The organism is Roseovarius sp. (assembly GCF_040219995.1).
Taxonomy (GTDB): domain Bacteria; phylum Pseudomonadota; class Alphaproteobacteria; order Rhodobacterales; family Rhodobacteraceae; genus Roseovarius.
Genome location: NZ_JAVJUC010000022.1, coordinates 100,810 through 115,672 on the forward strand (window position 1 = coordinate 100,810; position 14,863 = coordinate 115,672).

A 14,863-nucleotide genomic window follows, 5' to 3' on the forward strand; every position below is an offset into this window, starting at 1 on the left:
TATGGAGAAAAGACCATGGCTTACCCGGTCGAGAAACCCCTGACCCCGATCCCTGCGCTGCCCGATTGGGTCGAGGCCTATTACACCCCCGAGGCCCCGGCGAACCGGCCCGAGGCGCCGACCCTGAGCGTGCTGGAGCAGATGTACGCCTATTACGACGGCTGAGCCGTTTACCAGAAGGTCGGGTCGCTGAGCGCGGGGGCGCAGGTGGCGCGCCCGGTGAGCGGCGCGAGGGGCTGGCCGGTCAGTGATTGCGCGAGCCAGCCTTCGGGCTGCGACAGCGGGTAGGGGGCGGGCAGGTCGTGCACCGTGACCGGCTCAAAGCCCACCCGCCCGTAAAAGGCGGGATCGCCATAGGTCACCGCGACCTCTGCGCCCGCCGCGCGCAGTGCCGTGAGGGCCTCTGTGATCATCTTTTGCCCAATGCCCTGACCCTGCCGGTCGGGGGCCACGGCAACGGGTGAGAGCAGCCAGGTGCGGCGCGTCTCGCCCGCGTGGCGCAGGCGGGTGAAGATGCAGGCCCCGACAAGGCCGCCATTGTCGGCGGTAAAGACGTGCAGGTCATCCGCGTCGGTCGTCGTCATCAGGTCGCGGGCGAGCCTGCCGATTGATGCGCCTTCCTCAGCGCCCTCGGAGGCAGTGAAAGTGGACTTGAAGAGATCGGCGATGTCGGTCTCGCGGCCCGTGCTGCCGGATGTGATCTGCATTCTGTCGCTGTCCCCTGTTTCCGCTTGATCTTGTCATGCCCGCGCGCGCCGGGAAAGCCGTGCCGGTGCGCGTCAGCACCGCAATGTGATCGCCCGGCGACGTGCACCGGGGTTTTCATTTGCCGCCCCATGTCAGAGGATCACGCGCAACACAGGAGACACTGATATGCCGCTATTGCCGAGCCTGCCCGACCCCGCGCATCTGATGGACCTCTACGCGCGTTTTCCCGAGAATGTGCGCCCGTTGATGGAGTATACCGACGGGCTGTTGCGCGGCGAGGGCGAATTGAGCGTGGGTGAGCGGGAACTGATCGCCACCTATGTCTCGGCGCTCAATGCCTGCACGTTCTGTGCAGGCGCGCATCGTGCCTATGCCGAGGTGTTCGGGATCGACAGCGCGCTGATCGACGCGCTGATCGAGGATGTGGAGAGCGCGCCGGTGGACGACAGGCTGCGCCCGGTGCTGGCCTATGTGGCCAAGCTCAACACCCTGCCGAGCAAGCTGGTGGAGCGGGACGCTAGGGCCGTCTATGACGCGGGCTGGTCGGAGGGCGCGCTTTACGAGGCGGTGCAGGTCTGCGCGCTCTTTAACATGATGAACCGGATCGTCGAGGGGACGGGGGTGAATTTCGATTATGCCGATGCGCCCGAGGGGCATCCGGCGGCGGGATCCTCTCCCGAAGCGCAGGCGCGCAGCTATAGCCAGTTCGGCGAGATGGTAGCGGCGATGGCCAAGGGCTGAACCGTATGATCGTTGTCGTCGGGCTGATCGTTGCCTTTATCCTCGTGCTGATCTTTTCCAATCGCGCGACGCGGGCGTGCCGGTGGCGGGAATACCGGGTGAGCGGTTGCGATCTGCGGCGGCGCTGGCATTGCGTGACTTGCGGGGCGGAGGTCTTTACATCCGACGGGACCGCGCCGAAGGTCTGTCATGCCCCCGGTCGCAAGAGGACGTGACACCATGAGCCAAGCCCCCGCCGATGCCGCCGCCCGCCGCGCCGTGGCGCCCGTGATCTGCTATCCCAATGACACACTGCCGGTGCCCGAACTGGCGCTCTATGCAGCGGCGCGCGAGGGGGCGGAGAAGATTGCGGAGGTGGTGGTGCCGCCGCGTGAGGCGGCCTGCTTTCGCGTGGGCGCGGGCGAGTTTTTCCGGATCAGCAGCGTCGAGGGGCCGCAGGTGGGCGATCTCAACCTGTGGAACGCGGATGACCTGTCGGAGCGGTTCTATTCCGGCAAGACGCGGGCGCTGCATGGCACCCATGTGACGCGGGGCGAGCGGCTGTGGTCGTCCTTTCCGCATCTGCGCGCCATGGCGACGATCATCGCGGATACGCTGGAGTGGTATGGAATCGACGATTTCGGCGGCTCGGTGCATGACGTGATCGGCACGCGTTGCGATCCCTATACAGGCAACCTGCTGTCGGGCGTGCAGTATCACCATTGCTGCCATTCCAACCTGACGCGCGCGGTCGCCGATGAGTTGGGGGTGTCGCTGGCCGAGGCGGAGGGGCATGTGCATGACGTGCTCAACGTTTTCATGTGCACCGGGTTCACCCGCGATACGGGGCAGTATTTCATGAAGGCGAGCCCGGTGCGGCCCGGCGATCATCTGGAGTTCCTTGCCGAGATCGACCTCTTGGGGGCGTTGAGTGCCTGCCCGGGCGGGGATTGTTCGGCGGAACATACCAGTGATGCGGCGGCGTGTTACCCGCTGATGGTCGAGGTGTTTCGGCCCGTGGCGGGGGCGTTGCGCGGCTGGCAGAGCCCGGCGCGCAACGGGTATGATCGCAGTCATGGGGGGTGATGGAGTGGGAATGGCCTGAAGCTGACGTTAGATTGAAGCACCTGCGCGGAACAAGGGCGAAGCCCGCCGCGCATCGCCGGGCCGCCCCCCGGCACGGCGATTTGGCTGCAACCTGCTCTGTGCGCGGATGTTTTTCGGGCTTGGCTGATATAAAGCGCTACAAATCTGATGTTGGATCGCCGCACCGCGGCCCGTCGATGCGCGGCTCACGTCAACGGCAGATCCAGGCCATTACGCACCCCTTTCTAGAACGGCTTGCGCCAGGCGAGGGCGAAGCTCCAGTCGGTTTTGGACTGCACGCCGTTGAGGTCCTGATGGATCGGCAGACCCAGTTCAAAGCCGATCAGGTGGCCTTTCAGCGGCCCCTTGCGGGGTGTGATGTCGGCCCCGGCATAGAGCGTCACGTAGCGCCCGCCGTAATTCTGCGGATCGGCCCCGAGTGACGGCCCCATGATGCGCGGATCGCGCCCGTGGATGTGATCGGCATAGCGATATTCGAGCCGACCCGAGTAGCTGATCCACGGCGCGGCGCGGTAGCTGAGCCAGCCGGTGAGGGCTGCCTCATGGCCCTGCCGATACCCGGCGTGATTGCGGTCGAGCCGCAGGATGCCGCGCAGCTGCCCGCCCCAGTTCATCGCACCACGCCCGCTCTCCCATGTCAGGCTGGGATGCAGATCGTAGGTGCCCGAGCCAAGCTGCATCGAATAGGCGAGCCGCATGGTGGGGGTGGTGCCCATCGGGCTGAGCATCTGGCCGGTTTCGGTGATCGAGCCGGTGGGCAGGCTGAGCCCGAGGCCGAGCGCGGCGCGGCTGCGCCCGGCCTTGTGCAGCGACCAGAGCGCGCCGAGACGGAGATCGCCGAGACCCTCTGAGCTGGCAGTGTTCTGGCCGAGGACCGTGGTGCCGGTGGGACCGGCATAGGTGCGCATGGTCATGGATTTGCGGATATAGGGCAGCATGCCCATCAAGGTGAGGCGATCGCTGACGCCGTACATCGCGCCCAGCATGTGCATCTGGCCGGTCATCTCGACCGGGGCCATGCGGATGGTGGGGGGCTGGCCGGGCATACCGGCAAAGGCATTGGGCACCGTCGTGACCAGCGTCGCGGCATCGAGATCATCGGTGCCGGAGCGGATGCCCGCCATCGACATCGCGCCCAGCCGGTAGGTCAGAACCACGCGGCCCTCGGGCAGTTGGTGGCGGCCCGGCAGGCCGACGGGGCCGTGATGGTGCATATGGTGCTGGCTCCGGGGCATCTTGCCGCCGGTCTGCATGGTCATCGTTGGCATGGTCTGGGCCGTGGCCATGGTGGCCAGCAGCCCGGCGCAGGCGAGAGCCGCGCCAAGGGTTCGTTTGAGCATTGTGTCGTCCTTTGAGAACGGGCGCGCAGGAGCGGCCCGGTGATCTGTCGTGATGGTGTCAGGGTCAGATCAGGCGATCGGGGGCGCGCGGGGCTGATGGGCGGGTGCCGTGGGCCGCGTCACGCGGGCGGGGTGGCCGGGCCGGACTATCCGCGCAACCAGCCGCCCGCTGGGCGCCGGAACGGTGAGATCGGGCAGATCAAGCGCTGCGGTGATCCCGAAGGCGGGGCAGGGATCGTGGGCGGTGCCCTCGCCCGGTTCCGCCGGGCCGTCGCCGCCGATGGGGATATAGATGATGTCCGTGCCGGTGCAGATCGCCATCATGCCGGGGCCGGGGGCGCCGCCCGCCATCACCATCGGCAGGGCCGCGACCCGCAGGGCAAGCACCAGCGCCAGAAGCACCGCTACGCCGCCGCGCGCCCAGGCGGTCGAGATCTTGGGAATGGTCCGCATAGCTGCCCGTTACTTGTTCGGGTCAGTTATATGGATGATCACGAATTTGTGAAGTCGAAGCCGGACCCGTGGTCCGTTTTGCCGCAGGGGGGCGCGGGGAAACCCCGCGCCCCCCCGTTCTTCAGAATGCGTATTGCCAGCCGAGTGAGGCGATCCAGTCGGTTTCCATCTGCGGGCCGTTAAGGTCCTGATAGACCGGCACGCCGATTTCGGCGGCGAGGCGATGGCCGCGCAGCGCACCGCGCTGCGAGACGAGGTTCACCCCGCCAAAGAGGGTGATGGTGTCACCGCCGTAATTGTCCGGGTCGGCGGTTTGCACCGGGCCTGCGATTTGCGAATCGCGGCCGCTGATATCGCCGACGGTCTTGGCCTCGATCCGTCCCGAGAGGCTGATCCACGGCTTGGGCTGGATGCTGGCCCAGCCGGTCAGCCGCGCCTCGTGGCCCAAACGGTAGCCTTCGTTCTTGCCGGTGCGGATCACGCCCGACAGTTGCGCGCCCCAAGCGGTATTGCCCGAGCGGGCGTTGTAGGTGATGCCCGGCAGCAGGTCATAGGTGCCCGATCCGATCTGCATCGCGTAGGGCAGGCGGATATTGGGGCGGGCGCCATTGGGGGCGAGGATCGTGCCGCGCTCGGAGGTGGAGCCGGTGGGCAGGCTGACCCCAAAATTGAGGTGCCATTTGTGATTGCCGCGCTCGGCGAGGCCGATCAGGGCCGACACCTTGAGATCGCCCCAGCCCTCGGAGGAGGTGCGAAAGCCGCCCAGAACGTTCGTGCCCGCGCCGCCCTGAAAGGTGATGTGGTCCATCTTCTTCTCGACATAGGGCAGCATCGCCATCAGGGTGATGCGGTCATTGGGGGCGTACATCGCGCCGAACATGTGCATCTGCATCTGCATGTCGGTGGGCACGATCCGCAGCGTCGGCGGCTGGCCCGGCGCGCCGAAGAAGCGGTTGGGCACGGTGGTTGCGATGGTGGCGGGGCTGACATTGTCGTCGCCGATGAGATTGCCCTGCATGTCCATGTGCATGAAGCGATAGGAGAGCATCACCTCGCCGGTCTTGTGGCGGTGTTCGCCCATCACGCCGATCGGGGCGTGACCATCGGCGCGCAGCGGTGGAAGGTCGGTCGCGCTGACGCGCAGCCCGTCGCCGGGGGCAGGTGGCGCGTCTTCGTGCGCCGTCGCGGGCAGTGTCGAAAAGCAAAGCGTCAGGGTCGCGCAGAATGCACCTGCGCGCAGGAAAACCTGTGTCATGGTCTTGGTCTCTTTTGTTGGGGTCCGTCGGATGGGCGCGCGGGGCTAGGCGAGTGGCCCGGCTGGCGCCTGCGGAATTCCTCGTGAAAATGGATTGGGTGATCTGGCCGTAAGGGGCTGGCATGGGCCCGTTCGGGCCGGTCATCCCTGCTCTCGATTGTGTCCGTCTGCCCGCTGGAGAGGGCGTCGCGGTCGAGAACCTGAATGGGGAAAGCCCCCCGCACCGGATGTCCCGCTGGAGATGCATGCCGTCCCTGTGTGGGGGAACGGATGCACGGGTGGGCCCGTCAGGCGCGCATGCCAGTTATCCCTGGGCAGGCAGGGGCGGTGCGCGCGGGCTGTAGGCCGCGCAGGGGGTCTGCGCGGCGGCGCAGGGCACGTCAGTGCGCGCCGTGATGTAGGAAAAGGCGACGATCCGCGCTGCCGGGTCGACCACAATGTCGGTCAGCGCGGCGGGTGATTTGAAGAACGGGCAGGGCGTGCTGAGATGTGGGCCGTCGTGATCATGCGCGGCCTCAGTCGGGCCGGGCTCTGCGGCATGGTCCTCGACGAGGCATAGCTCACCACCCAGTGCCAGCGCCTCGACGCGCAGCGCCTCTTGCGCGCGCTCGGCGGCGCGGGCGGCATCGGCCAGCTCGTGCTGACAGTCGACGGCGGCGGCGGTGGCGACGCGCACGCTGAGCAGCAGGATCAGAAGGGCCGGTGCGACACCGACCTTTCGCAAACCTGCCATGAGTGCGCCTATGCTCAACACATCGAAATCCCCGGGCCTGAATGGCCGGACTCGTCCAAAATCAAGCGCGGGAGCGAGTAATGAAGTGACCGCGCAGGAAAAGGTTAGCCAGCGATGCAAATTTCGTCAAGCCTGCGGGTGGGGCGGCCTAGCCCTTTTGGCGTTGCCGCCAGAGGGTGAAGAGCCCCGCCCCCACGATCAGCGCCGCGCCAAGCGCCACGTTGAGGCGGATGGTCTCGGAAAACACCAGGATGCCGAGCGTGCTGGCAAAGACCAGTTGCAGATAGGCGAAGGGCTGCACCGCGCTGGCCTCGGCGACCTCGTAGCATTTGATCAACGTGTAATGCCCCGCCGCGCCGGTGATGCAGAGCGCCCCCATCCAGACCCAGTCGGGGCCGGTCATCGGTTCCCAGAACCACGCGCCGACCGCCGTCATCGCGACCGAGCCCACGGTGCCGGTCCAGAAGAACGAGGTGGCCGCCGTGTCGCGCCTGGCGACAAAGCGGGTGAGCAGGCCGTAGAGTGCGAACATCAGTGCCGCGATGAAGGGGATGATGGCCGCGGGCTGGAACACGCCGAAGCCGGGCTCGAGGATGATGGTCACGCCGACGAAGCCGACGGCGATTGCTGCCCATCTGCGCCAGCCCACGCTTTCGCCCAGAACCGGCCCTGAAAGGGCGGCGATGAGAAGCGGGTAGGCGGCAAAGACTGCGTGGCTCTCGACCAACCCCAGAAGGGTGAAGCCGTAGATCATCACGCAGATCTCTGCCACCAGAAGCACCGCGCGAAAGCCCTGCATCAGGGGTTGCGAGGTGGCGGCGGCGCTGCGCAGGCCGCCCGCCTTGCGCGCGGCGATGGTCATGACGAAGGCGGCGAAGAACCAGTAGCGGATCATCACCACCATGAAGACGTTGTATTCGCCTGCCAGATGCCGCGAGATGCCATCCTGCACCGCGAAGATGAAGGTGGTCAGCACCATCAGCCAGATGCCGAGCCGGGTATTCTGGTCTGTCATCCCTCGCCTTTCACCGCCACGGTCATGTGCCGTTTGCGGCCATATCCCGCCTGACGGGTAACAGAAAACCCCGCCGCCTCAAGCCCCCGGCGCACGAAACCCGCGGCCGTGTAGGTGGCCGCCGTGCCGCCGGGTGCCGTGTGGTGGGCGACCTCGGTCATCAGGTCGGGCTGCCAGAGTTCGGGGTTCTTGGCGGGGGAAAAGCCGTCGAGAAACCACGCATCCGCCGTGCCCGGCCAAGGCTTTAGCGTATCGCGGGCATCGCCGGTGATCAGCGTGAATTGCAGGTCCGGCAGGGTGATTTCCTGCGCCTGGCCCTGCCAATGCGGGGCAAGATCCGCCGCCAGCGGTGCAAGCTCTGCAAAGCGGCCTTGCGCGCGGCGCATGTCATCAGGGGCCATCGGGAAGGCCTCGAAGGAGGTGAAATGCAGCCGTCCGGGGGCCTGAGCGGCGCGCCATGCCGCCAGTGCCGCCAGCAGGTTCAGCCCGGTGCCGAAGCCCAGTTCGGCGATATGAAAGCCGTCGCGGAACCGGGCGGGCAGGCCGTTGCCCGCAAGAAAGACATGGCGGGTCTCGGCGAGGCCATTTTCGAGGCTGAAATAGGGATCGTCGAAGCGGGTCGAGACCGGCACATCGCCGTCACGCCAGGCAAGGTCTGCGGGATGGTCCTGCATGCGGTGATCCTCTAGAACGGGGGGCGAATGCGCGCGACCATGGCGCGCGGCAAGGGGATTGGCAATGGTCGATATCACGGTCAGGGGAGCAGGTATTTTCGGGCTGTCGGTGGCCTGGGCCTGCGCGCGGCGGGGCGCGCGGGTGCGGGTGATCGACCCGTTCGGCCCCGGCGCCGGGGCCTCGGGCGGGGTGGTCGGCGCATTGGCCCCGCATGTGCCCGAGAACTGGAACGACAAGAAGGCGTTTCAATTCGAGAGCCTGATCATGGCCGGGCCGTTCTGGGCCGAGGTGGCCGAGGCCGGGGGCGTCTTGCCGGGCTATGCGCGGCTGGGCCGGGTGCAGCCGGTGATGGATGAGGCGGGGCTGGCGCTGGCCCGCGCGCGAGAGGCCAGCGCGGCGACGCTGTGGCAGGGGCAGGCGGAGTGGCGCGTGGAGGCGGCAGGCGGCGCGTGGTGCCCGGAGAGCCCCACCGGGTATGTGATCCGCGACACGCTGAGCGCGCGCCTGCAACCGCGCCGGGCCTGTGCGGCGCTGGTGGCGGCGCTGCGCGCGCGCGGCTGCGAGGTGCTGCGCGAGGGGCCGGATGCGGGCCGGGTGCTATGGGCCACGGGCGTCGCGGGGCTGGAGGCGTTGAACGCGGGTCATTCCCGGCAGGTGGGCAACGGGGTCAAGGGACAGGGCGCGGTGCTGGATTTCGACGCGCGCGACCTGCCGCAGCTCTTCGCCGATACGGTGCATATCGTGCCGCATGAGGACGGGACCACGGCCGTCGGCTCGACCTCGGAGCGCGACTATGACGACGCCACAAGCACCGATGCGCAACTGGACGCGGTGATTGCGCGGGCCTGCGCGGCGGTGCCCGTGCTTGCGGGCGCGCGGGTGCTGGAGCGCTGGGCCGGGGTGCGGCCCCGGACACGCTCGCGCGCGCCGATGCTGGGGGCGCATCCGCTGCACGCGGGCGCGTTCATCGCCAATGGCGGCTTCAAGATCGGGTTCGGCATGGCCCCCAAACTGGGCGAGGTGATGGCCGACCTGATGCTCGACGGGGTCGATCGCATCCCGGATGGGTTCAGACCGGAGGCATCATTGTGAGCGGGGGCAAGGCCCTTGTAGGGCCTTGGCCAAGCGTTTTCGAGAACGCTTGGCGGTGCCGCGGGCAGATCGTGTGAGGAGGGCGTATCACGATGCGACCTGAAGTGAGCGGGCTGGATCATCTGGTGCTGACGGTGGCCGATATCGAGGCCACGATCACCTTTTACGAGGGGGCGCTGGGGATGCGCGCCGAGGCGTTTTGCCCGGCGGATGGCACGCGCCGTTGGGCGCTGCGGTTTGGACGGCAGAAGATCAACCTGCACGCCGCCGGGGCCGAGTTCGAGCCCAAGGCGGCGCGCGCCCTTCCCGGTACGGCGGACCTGTGTTTCCTGAGCGATGTGCCGCTGGAGGAGTGGCTGGCGCATCTGTCCGTCTGCGGCCTGCGCGTCGAGGACGGGCCGGTGCCGCGCAGCGGGGCGATGGGACCGATCCGGTCGATCTACCTGCGCGATCCCGATGGCAACCTGATCGAGATTTCCAACCCGGTCGAATGAAACCGCCCCTCGCGCGTGGCGAGGGGCGGCTCTGGGTCAGTGGACGACGGCGTCGGCGGGCGGGTCCTGGGTGGTGGTGCCCACCCGGTCGCCGATGATCAGCCCCTCGGCCCCGGCGGTGACCGGCACGGTCGCCCCGTCGAGGATATCGCCCGCAAGCAGCGCCTCGGCGAGCGGATCCTGCAAGGCGCGCTGGATCACCCGTTTCAAAGGCCGCGCGCCGAACACCGGATCATAGCCCGCATCGGCAAGCCATGTCTTGGCGGCGTCGTCGAGTTGCAGCGCGATGTTGCGGCTGGCCAGACGCCGGAGCAGGCGGCGCAGCTGGATTTCGACGATCCCGTCCATATCCTCGCGGTTGAGACGGTCGAAGATGATCGTCTCGTCCAGACGGTTGAGGAATTCGGGACGGAAATGCGTCCGTACCGCATCCATCACGTCGCGTTTGGCCTCGGATGCATCCGCACCCTCTGGCAACTGGCTGAGCGCCTGCGAGCCAAGGTTCGAGGTCAGCACGATCAGCGTCTGCTTGAAGTCCACGGTGCGGCCGTGACCATCGGTCAGCACGCCGTCATCGAGCACCTGCAACAGCACGTTGAACACATCGGGATGCGCCTTCTCGACCTCGTCGAAGAGCACCACCTGATAGGGGCGGCGGCGCACGGCCTCGGTCAGCACGCCACCCTCGTCATAGCCGACATAGCCCGGAGGCGCGCCGATCAGGCGGGCGACGGAGTGTTTCTCCATGAATTCCGACATGTCGATGCGGACCATCGCCGAATCGTCGTCAAAGAGGAATTCCGCCACCGCCTTGGTCAGTTCGGTCTTGCCCACGCCGGTCGGCCCGAGGAAGAGGAAGCTGCCCAAGGGCCGGTTCTCGTCGTTGAGCCCCGCGCGGGCGCGGCGCACGGCATTGGCGACGGCCTTGACCGCCTTATTCTGACCGATCACGCGGCGATGCAGGTTGTCCTCCATCCCGAGCAGTTTCTCGCGTTCGCCTTCGAGCATCTTGGCGGTCGGGATGCCGGTCCAGCGTTCGACGACCTGCGCGATCTGCTCGGGGCGCACGGCCTCTTCGACCATGACATCGTCATCGCCCTGTTGCTCGGCCTCGGCCAGTTGCTTTTCAAGCTGCGGGATCACGCCATAGCTGAGCTCACCCGCCTTGGCGAGATTGCCCTCACGCTTGGCGATGTCGAGCTCGGCGCGGGCGCGGTCGAGTTGCTCCTTGAGGTCGCGCGCGCTGGCAAGCTTGTCACGCTCGGCCTGCCATTGCGCGGTCATCTCGGAGGATTGCTCCTGCAACTCGGCCAGTTCGCGCTCCAGTTTGGCGAGCCGGTCCTTGGAGGCGGCATCGTCTTCCTTGCGCAGCGCCTCGCATTCGATCTGCTTTTGCAGGATGTCGCGGTCGAGCGCATCCAATTCCTCGGGCTTGCTGTCCACTTCCATGCGCAGACGGCTGGCGGCCTCGTCCATCAGGTCGATGGCCTTGTCGGGCAGGAAGCGGTCGGTGATGTAGCGGTGGCTGAGCGTCGCCGCCGCGACAAGCGCGCTGTCGGAGATGCGCACGCCGTGGTGCAGTTCGTATTTCTCCTTGATGCCGCGCAGGATCGAGATCGTGTCCTCGACCGTCGGCTCCTCAACCGTCAGCGGCTGGAACCGGCGGGCAAGGGCCGCGTCCTTTTCCACGTGCTTGCGGTATTCATCGAGCGTGGTGGCACCGATGCAGTGCAGCTCACCGCGCGCCAGCGCAGGCTTGATCAGGTTGGCGGCGTCCATCGCGCCATCGGTCTTGCCCGCACCCACCAGCGTGTGCATCTCGTCGATGAAGAGGATGATTTCACCGGCGGCCTGCGTCACCTCGTTGAGCACGCCCTTGAGCCGTTCCTCGAAATCGCCGCGATATTTCGCACCCGCAATCAGAGCGCCCATGTCAAGCGACAGCAGGCGCTTGTTGCGCAGGGATTCAGGCACGTCGCCATTGATGATGCGCAGGGCGAGGCCCTCGGCGATGGCGGTCTTGCCCACGCCCGGCTCACCGATCAGGACCGGGTTATTCTTGGTCCGGCGGGAAAGCACTTGCATGGCGCGGCGAATTTCATCATCGCGGCCGATAATGGGGTCGATCTTGCCTTCGCGTGCGGCCTTGGTCAGATCGTGCGCGTATTTTTCCAGCGCCTCATAGGTGTCCTCCGCGCTCGCCGTGTCGGCGGTGCGGCCCTTGCGGATATCGTTGATCGCCTCGTTGATCTGTTGCGCGCTGATGCCACCGGCGTCGAGCGCGTCCTTGGCGGGGCTTTTTACGACGGCGAGCGCGGTCAGGATGCGTTCCACTGGAACGAAGCTGTCGCCGGCCTTTTGCGCCAGTTTCTCGGCCTCGGCCAGCACCTTGCCGGTCTGCTGGTCCATGTAGGTCTGGCCCGCATCGCCCGAGACCTGCGGGATCTTGCCCAGCGCCAGATCGTTGGCCTGCGTCACGCGCGCGGGATCGCCGCCGCCGCGTTTGATCAGGTTGCTGGCCAGCCCCTCGGGATCGTCCAAGAGCGCCTTGAGCAGATGTTCGGGGGCGAGTTTCTGATGGCTTTCGCGCATCGCGATGGTCTGTGCGGCCTGGATGAAACCGCGCGACCGTTCCGTGAACTTGTTGAAGTCCATGGGTCGTTCTCCTTTTCACAAGCGTTCCCCCGGGTGCGCACCCTAATCTAGGCATGCAGCGGTCGGGGACCTTGAGTGATAAATGGGGAACGGCCTTGTGAGGTTCAAGACAGGACATGTCCGGAATCGCGATCTGCCGGGCTTTGATGCTGTGAGGCGCGATGAGCGAATTGTCGCGCCAAGGGAAGATGTGACGAAAATTCACCCTGACAGGCGCGCCTCGCCTAGGTATTTTGACGTGAGTGGTGGCGGGATGTTTTGTATGCGTATTCTGGGCGTGAATGTGGTGGACCGTACTCCAACGGGTGATGGCGGACGGCAACGCGCGACGCTGCTATTGCAGACCGACACCGGTGGTATCAGCCTGCGCGCCACAGCGGAGGGTGCCGATACACTGCCTGAAAGCGATGTGGTCGATCAATTGGTCCGCGATGGGCTGCGCCAGCTTAACCGCCTGCCCGAACATCGGCATGGCGAAGCCCCCGTAATCCTGACGCAGGATATCAAGGTTGAGGTGATCTGATCACCGGACCGCGACAACTCGCTTATCTGCGGGCCGCTGCACTCAGTAATTTTCACGGCCCGCTTAAAGCGTTTCGCCGTCAACCTGAGACATCAGGTAAATGCGAAACGCGCGCAATGATTGGCAGTTGCGCCGCATGTCGCAAAAACCTGCGTCTCCGGTTTTGCGCGAAACGCTCTAGGATTTGCGCCGCATGCGGCGCAGACCGCCCAACAGGGCCAGACCGGTTAGCCCGAGCAGACCAGTGGCGGGCAACGGCACCGCTGGAACCTGCCGGATCGAGATCGTGGCACCGACGAAGCGGTCAGGGTCGTTCAGGATGCCGTCTGAAATCAGATACTGGTTTCCATCAAACCCGGCGAAACCTGTGAGCTTTCCGGCAAAGTCCGACAAATCTTCAATAGCGTGGATCACGCCGTTCTCTGCGGCGCCCTCGGCAGTAATGGCCCCATCAAGATCGGCGGATCCGCCGGTTGGCGACGTGTCGTTGACCTCGGTGCCCGCGTCCCACATATCGGCTCTGGATATGGTGATCACGCGGTCGCCCTGGAAGATGCCCAGGTCGTCAAAGAGCGCGATGGCTAGCGGATCGTCATTGCCCATGAAAGTGTCGTTCGTGGGTGTCAGCATCGAAAAGTAGCTTAAAAACCGGTTCACCGCACCATCAACGTCGAATTGGGTGGTGACCGATTCACCCGGAACGAATACCGGCCGGGGCGGGAAGTCGGGCCCTAAAACGAAGAGTCTATCCGAGTCGGGGTCTGCTGTGACGCGTTCCTGATTGAGAACATTCGCGAAGCCGGTTTCGGCTATGGTTTCGAGACCGGGGCTGGCCGCAGTACCCGCATCAAAGGCATCAAAGCTGCCATCGTGAAACGCCAGGTACATCGGCGAAAATGCAAACCCGCCCGGGGCTGCGGTATTTGTTACGGTGAATTCAAGTGTCGTGGCCTGGGCCATTGCAGCGCATGATATGGTCGCGCAGAATGAAATGGCGGCCTGTCTTTTGAGTTTATTGAACATTTTATACACCTCAGTTTAAAATTGAGTTGCCAAACAATAACGGCAACTCAGAGAGGATGCGCTTCGGGTTGCTTCACCCCAAATCAAGATTGCGTGATACGCGTGTTGTGAGGATGAGCCGGAGGCGGTGCTGTTCATTTGTACGATAGCCGGGTCTTACCTTGACGCCTGATCTGTGTCTCGGCACAAGGGCGCGACCGCTGAATGCAAGGACCTCGCAGATGCAAGATGACCGCCTGATCGTTGCCCTCGATGTGCCCAATGCGCTGGAGGGCTTGCAGCTAGCCGAGACGCTGGGAGCGTCGGTCAGTTTTTACAAGATCGGGTTGGGGATGCTGACGGGTGGTGGGCTGGCGCTGGCCAATGAGCTCAAACAGGAGCATGGAAAGCGGATTTTCCTCGATATGAAGCTGTTCGATATCGGGGCCACGATCGAGGCCGCGGTGCGCGGGCTGGCGCAGTTTGATCTGGATTTCCTCACCGTGCACGGCGATCCGCATGTGGTGCGCGCGGCCAAGGAGGGCGCGGCGGGAAAGCCGCTGAAGATCCTGGCGGTGACGATCCTGACCTCGCTTGACAGGGCTGATCTCGATGCCGGGCTGATCAAGCCGGGCGATCTGCCCGATCTGGTGGCCGAGCGTGCGGGCCGGGCGTTCGAGGCCGGGGCCGACGGGGTGATCGCCAGCCCGCAGGAGGCCGCGATGATCCGCGCGTTGCCGCAGGCGACGGGGCGGCTCATCGTGACGCCGGGGGTGCGGCCGGTGGGCAGTGCGCTGGGCGATCAGAAGCGTGTCGCCACACCGGCGCAGGCGGTGGCGGATGGGGCCGATCATATCGTGGTGGGGCGGCCGGTCTGGGCGGCGGAAGACCCGCGCGCGGCGGCCGAGGCGATCCTGACGGAATTGCGCGGCTGATCAGGCGGGGAAGTCTTGGAGCGGGTAACGGGAATCGAACCCGTAACTGAAGCTTGGGAAGCTTTCGTGATACCTTTTCACCATACCCGCGTCTGAGCCGTGGAGATATGGCCTTGTGCGGGCGTGGTCAAGAGGGGAAAGCGGTGCATTGCATGG

General features: G+C 65.7%; 17 protein-coding genes and 1 tRNA gene. 8 read left to right on the plus strand and 10 right to left on the minus strand.

Going from position 1 to position 14,863, the window contains the following annotated elements:
- The first annotated feature begins 15 nt into the window (after positions 1-15).
- The gene (locus RID11_RS11490) at positions 16-165 is read left to right on the plus strand and encodes a hypothetical protein (RefSeq protein WP_350139115.1); all 150 of its coding nucleotides are present in this window, start codon (positions 16-18) and stop codon (positions 163-165) included.
- A gap of 5 nt (positions 166-170) precedes the next feature.
- Here the strand turns inward: RID11_RS11490 and RID11_RS11495 are convergent, their stop codons facing one another.
- The gene (locus RID11_RS11495; RefSeq protein ID WP_350139117.1) at positions 171-707 is read right to left on the minus strand and encodes a GNAT family N-acetyltransferase; all 537 of its coding nucleotides are present in this window, start codon (positions 705-707) and stop codon (positions 171-173) included.
- A gap of 166 nt (positions 708-873) precedes the next feature.
- Between RID11_RS11495 and RID11_RS11500 the strand changes: the two genes are divergently transcribed.
- The 3 genes from RID11_RS11500 to RID11_RS11510 are packed head-to-tail and all read left to right on the plus strand — an operon-like array spanning position 874 to position 2,514.
- Positions 874-1,449, plus strand: a complete 576-nt coding sequence (locus RID11_RS11500) for a carboxymuconolactone decarboxylase family protein (RefSeq protein WP_350139120.1) — start codon at positions 874-876, stop codon at positions 1,447-1,449.
- 5 nt (positions 1,450-1,454) lie between these two features.
- On the plus strand, positions 1,455-1,664 hold the full coding sequence (locus RID11_RS11505) for a hypothetical protein (RefSeq protein ID WP_350139123.1): 210 nt from the start codon (positions 1,455-1,457) through the stop codon (positions 1,662-1,664).
- A 4-nt stretch (positions 1,665-1,668) separates the two neighbouring features.
- Positions 1,669-2,514, plus strand: coding sequence for an urea carboxylase-associated family protein (locus RID11_RS11510; protein WP_350139126.1), 846 nt, complete (start codon positions 1,669-1,671; stop codon positions 2,512-2,514).
- 245 nt (positions 2,515-2,759) lie between these two features.
- Here the strand turns inward: RID11_RS11510 and RID11_RS11515 are convergent, their stop codons facing one another.
- The 6 genes from RID11_RS11515 to mnmC2 all read right to left on the minus strand — a co-directional run bounded on the left by RID11_RS11515 (position 2,760) and on the right by mnmC2 (position 8,005).
- On the minus strand, positions 2,760-3,875 hold the full coding sequence (locus RID11_RS11515; protein ID WP_350139129.1) for a transporter: 1,116 nt from the start codon (positions 3,873-3,875) through the stop codon (positions 2,760-2,762).
- A gap of 69 nt (positions 3,876-3,944) precedes the next feature.
- Positions 3,945-4,328, minus strand: coding sequence for a hypothetical protein (locus RID11_RS11520; protein ID WP_350139132.1), 384 nt, complete (start codon positions 4,326-4,328; stop codon positions 3,945-3,947).
- A 121-nt stretch (positions 4,329-4,449) separates the two neighbouring features.
- Complete coding sequence (locus RID11_RS11525) at positions 4,450-5,583, minus strand: transporter family protein (RefSeq protein WP_350139134.1); 1,134 nt, start codon at positions 5,581-5,583, stop codon at positions 4,450-4,452.
- Between the two features lie 304 nt (positions 5,584-5,887).
- Entirely contained in the window at positions 5,888-6,316 is a 429-nt protein-coding gene (locus RID11_RS11530) for a hypothetical protein (protein ID WP_350139136.1), read from the minus strand.
- A gap of 148 nt (positions 6,317-6,464) precedes the next feature.
- Positions 6,465-7,331, minus strand: coding sequence for a DMT family transporter (locus tag RID11_RS11535; RefSeq protein WP_350139139.1), 867 nt, complete (start codon positions 7,329-7,331; stop codon positions 6,465-6,467).
- Entirely contained in the window at positions 7,328-8,005 is a 678-nt protein-coding gene (gene mnmC2 / locus RID11_RS11540) for a tRNA (5-methylaminomethyl-2-thiouridine)(34)-methyltransferase MnmC2 (protein WP_350139141.1), read from the minus strand. Before mnmC2 ends, RID11_RS11535 begins: the two co-directional genes overlap by 4 nt.
- Before the next feature lie 64 nt (positions 8,006-8,069).
- Between mnmC2 and RID11_RS11545 the strand changes: the two genes are divergently transcribed.
- Positions 8,070-9,098: an NAD(P)/FAD-dependent oxidoreductase gene (locus RID11_RS11545; RefSeq protein ID WP_350139143.1), complete on the plus strand. Its 1,029-nt coding sequence runs from the start codon at positions 8,070-8,072 to the stop codon at positions 9,096-9,098.
- A 92-nt stretch (positions 9,099-9,190) separates the two neighbouring features.
- On the plus strand, positions 9,191-9,592 hold the full coding sequence (locus RID11_RS11550) for a VOC family protein (RefSeq protein ID WP_350139146.1): 402 nt from the start codon (positions 9,191-9,193) through the stop codon (positions 9,590-9,592).
- 36 nt (positions 9,593-9,628) lie between these two features.
- On the opposite strand, the gene clpB is transcribed toward RID11_RS11550, so the two are convergent.
- Positions 9,629-12,247, minus strand: coding sequence for an ATP-dependent chaperone ClpB (gene clpB / locus RID11_RS11555; protein ID WP_350139151.1), 2,619 nt, complete (start codon positions 12,245-12,247; stop codon positions 9,629-9,631).
- A gap of 262 nt (positions 12,248-12,509) precedes the next feature.
- Here clpB and RID11_RS11560 point away from each other — a divergent pair, with 262 nt between their 5' ends.
- A complete protein-coding gene (locus RID11_RS11560; protein ID WP_350139154.1) occupies positions 12,510-12,770 on the plus strand; it encodes a hypothetical protein in 261 nt (86 codons plus the stop codon).
- A 177-nt stretch (positions 12,771-12,947) separates the two neighbouring features.
- Here the strand turns inward: RID11_RS11560 and RID11_RS11565 are convergent, their stop codons facing one another.
- A complete protein-coding gene (locus RID11_RS11565) occupies positions 12,948-13,793 on the minus strand; it encodes a spondin domain-containing protein (RefSeq protein ID WP_350139156.1) in 846 nt (281 codons plus the stop codon).
- 221 nt (positions 13,794-14,014) lie between these two features.
- Between RID11_RS11565 and pyrF the strand changes: the two genes are divergently transcribed.
- On the plus strand, positions 14,015-14,707 hold the full coding sequence (gene pyrF, locus RID11_RS11570; RefSeq protein ID WP_350139158.1) for an orotidine-5'-phosphate decarboxylase: 693 nt from the start codon (positions 14,015-14,017) through the stop codon (positions 14,705-14,707).
- 16 nt (positions 14,708-14,723) lie between these two features.
- Here pyrF and RID11_RS11575 read toward each other — a convergent pair.
- Positions 14,724-14,797: transfer RNA gene (locus tag RID11_RS11575), tRNA-Gly, on the minus strand.
- Between the last annotated feature and the right edge of the window lie 66 nt (positions 14,798-14,863).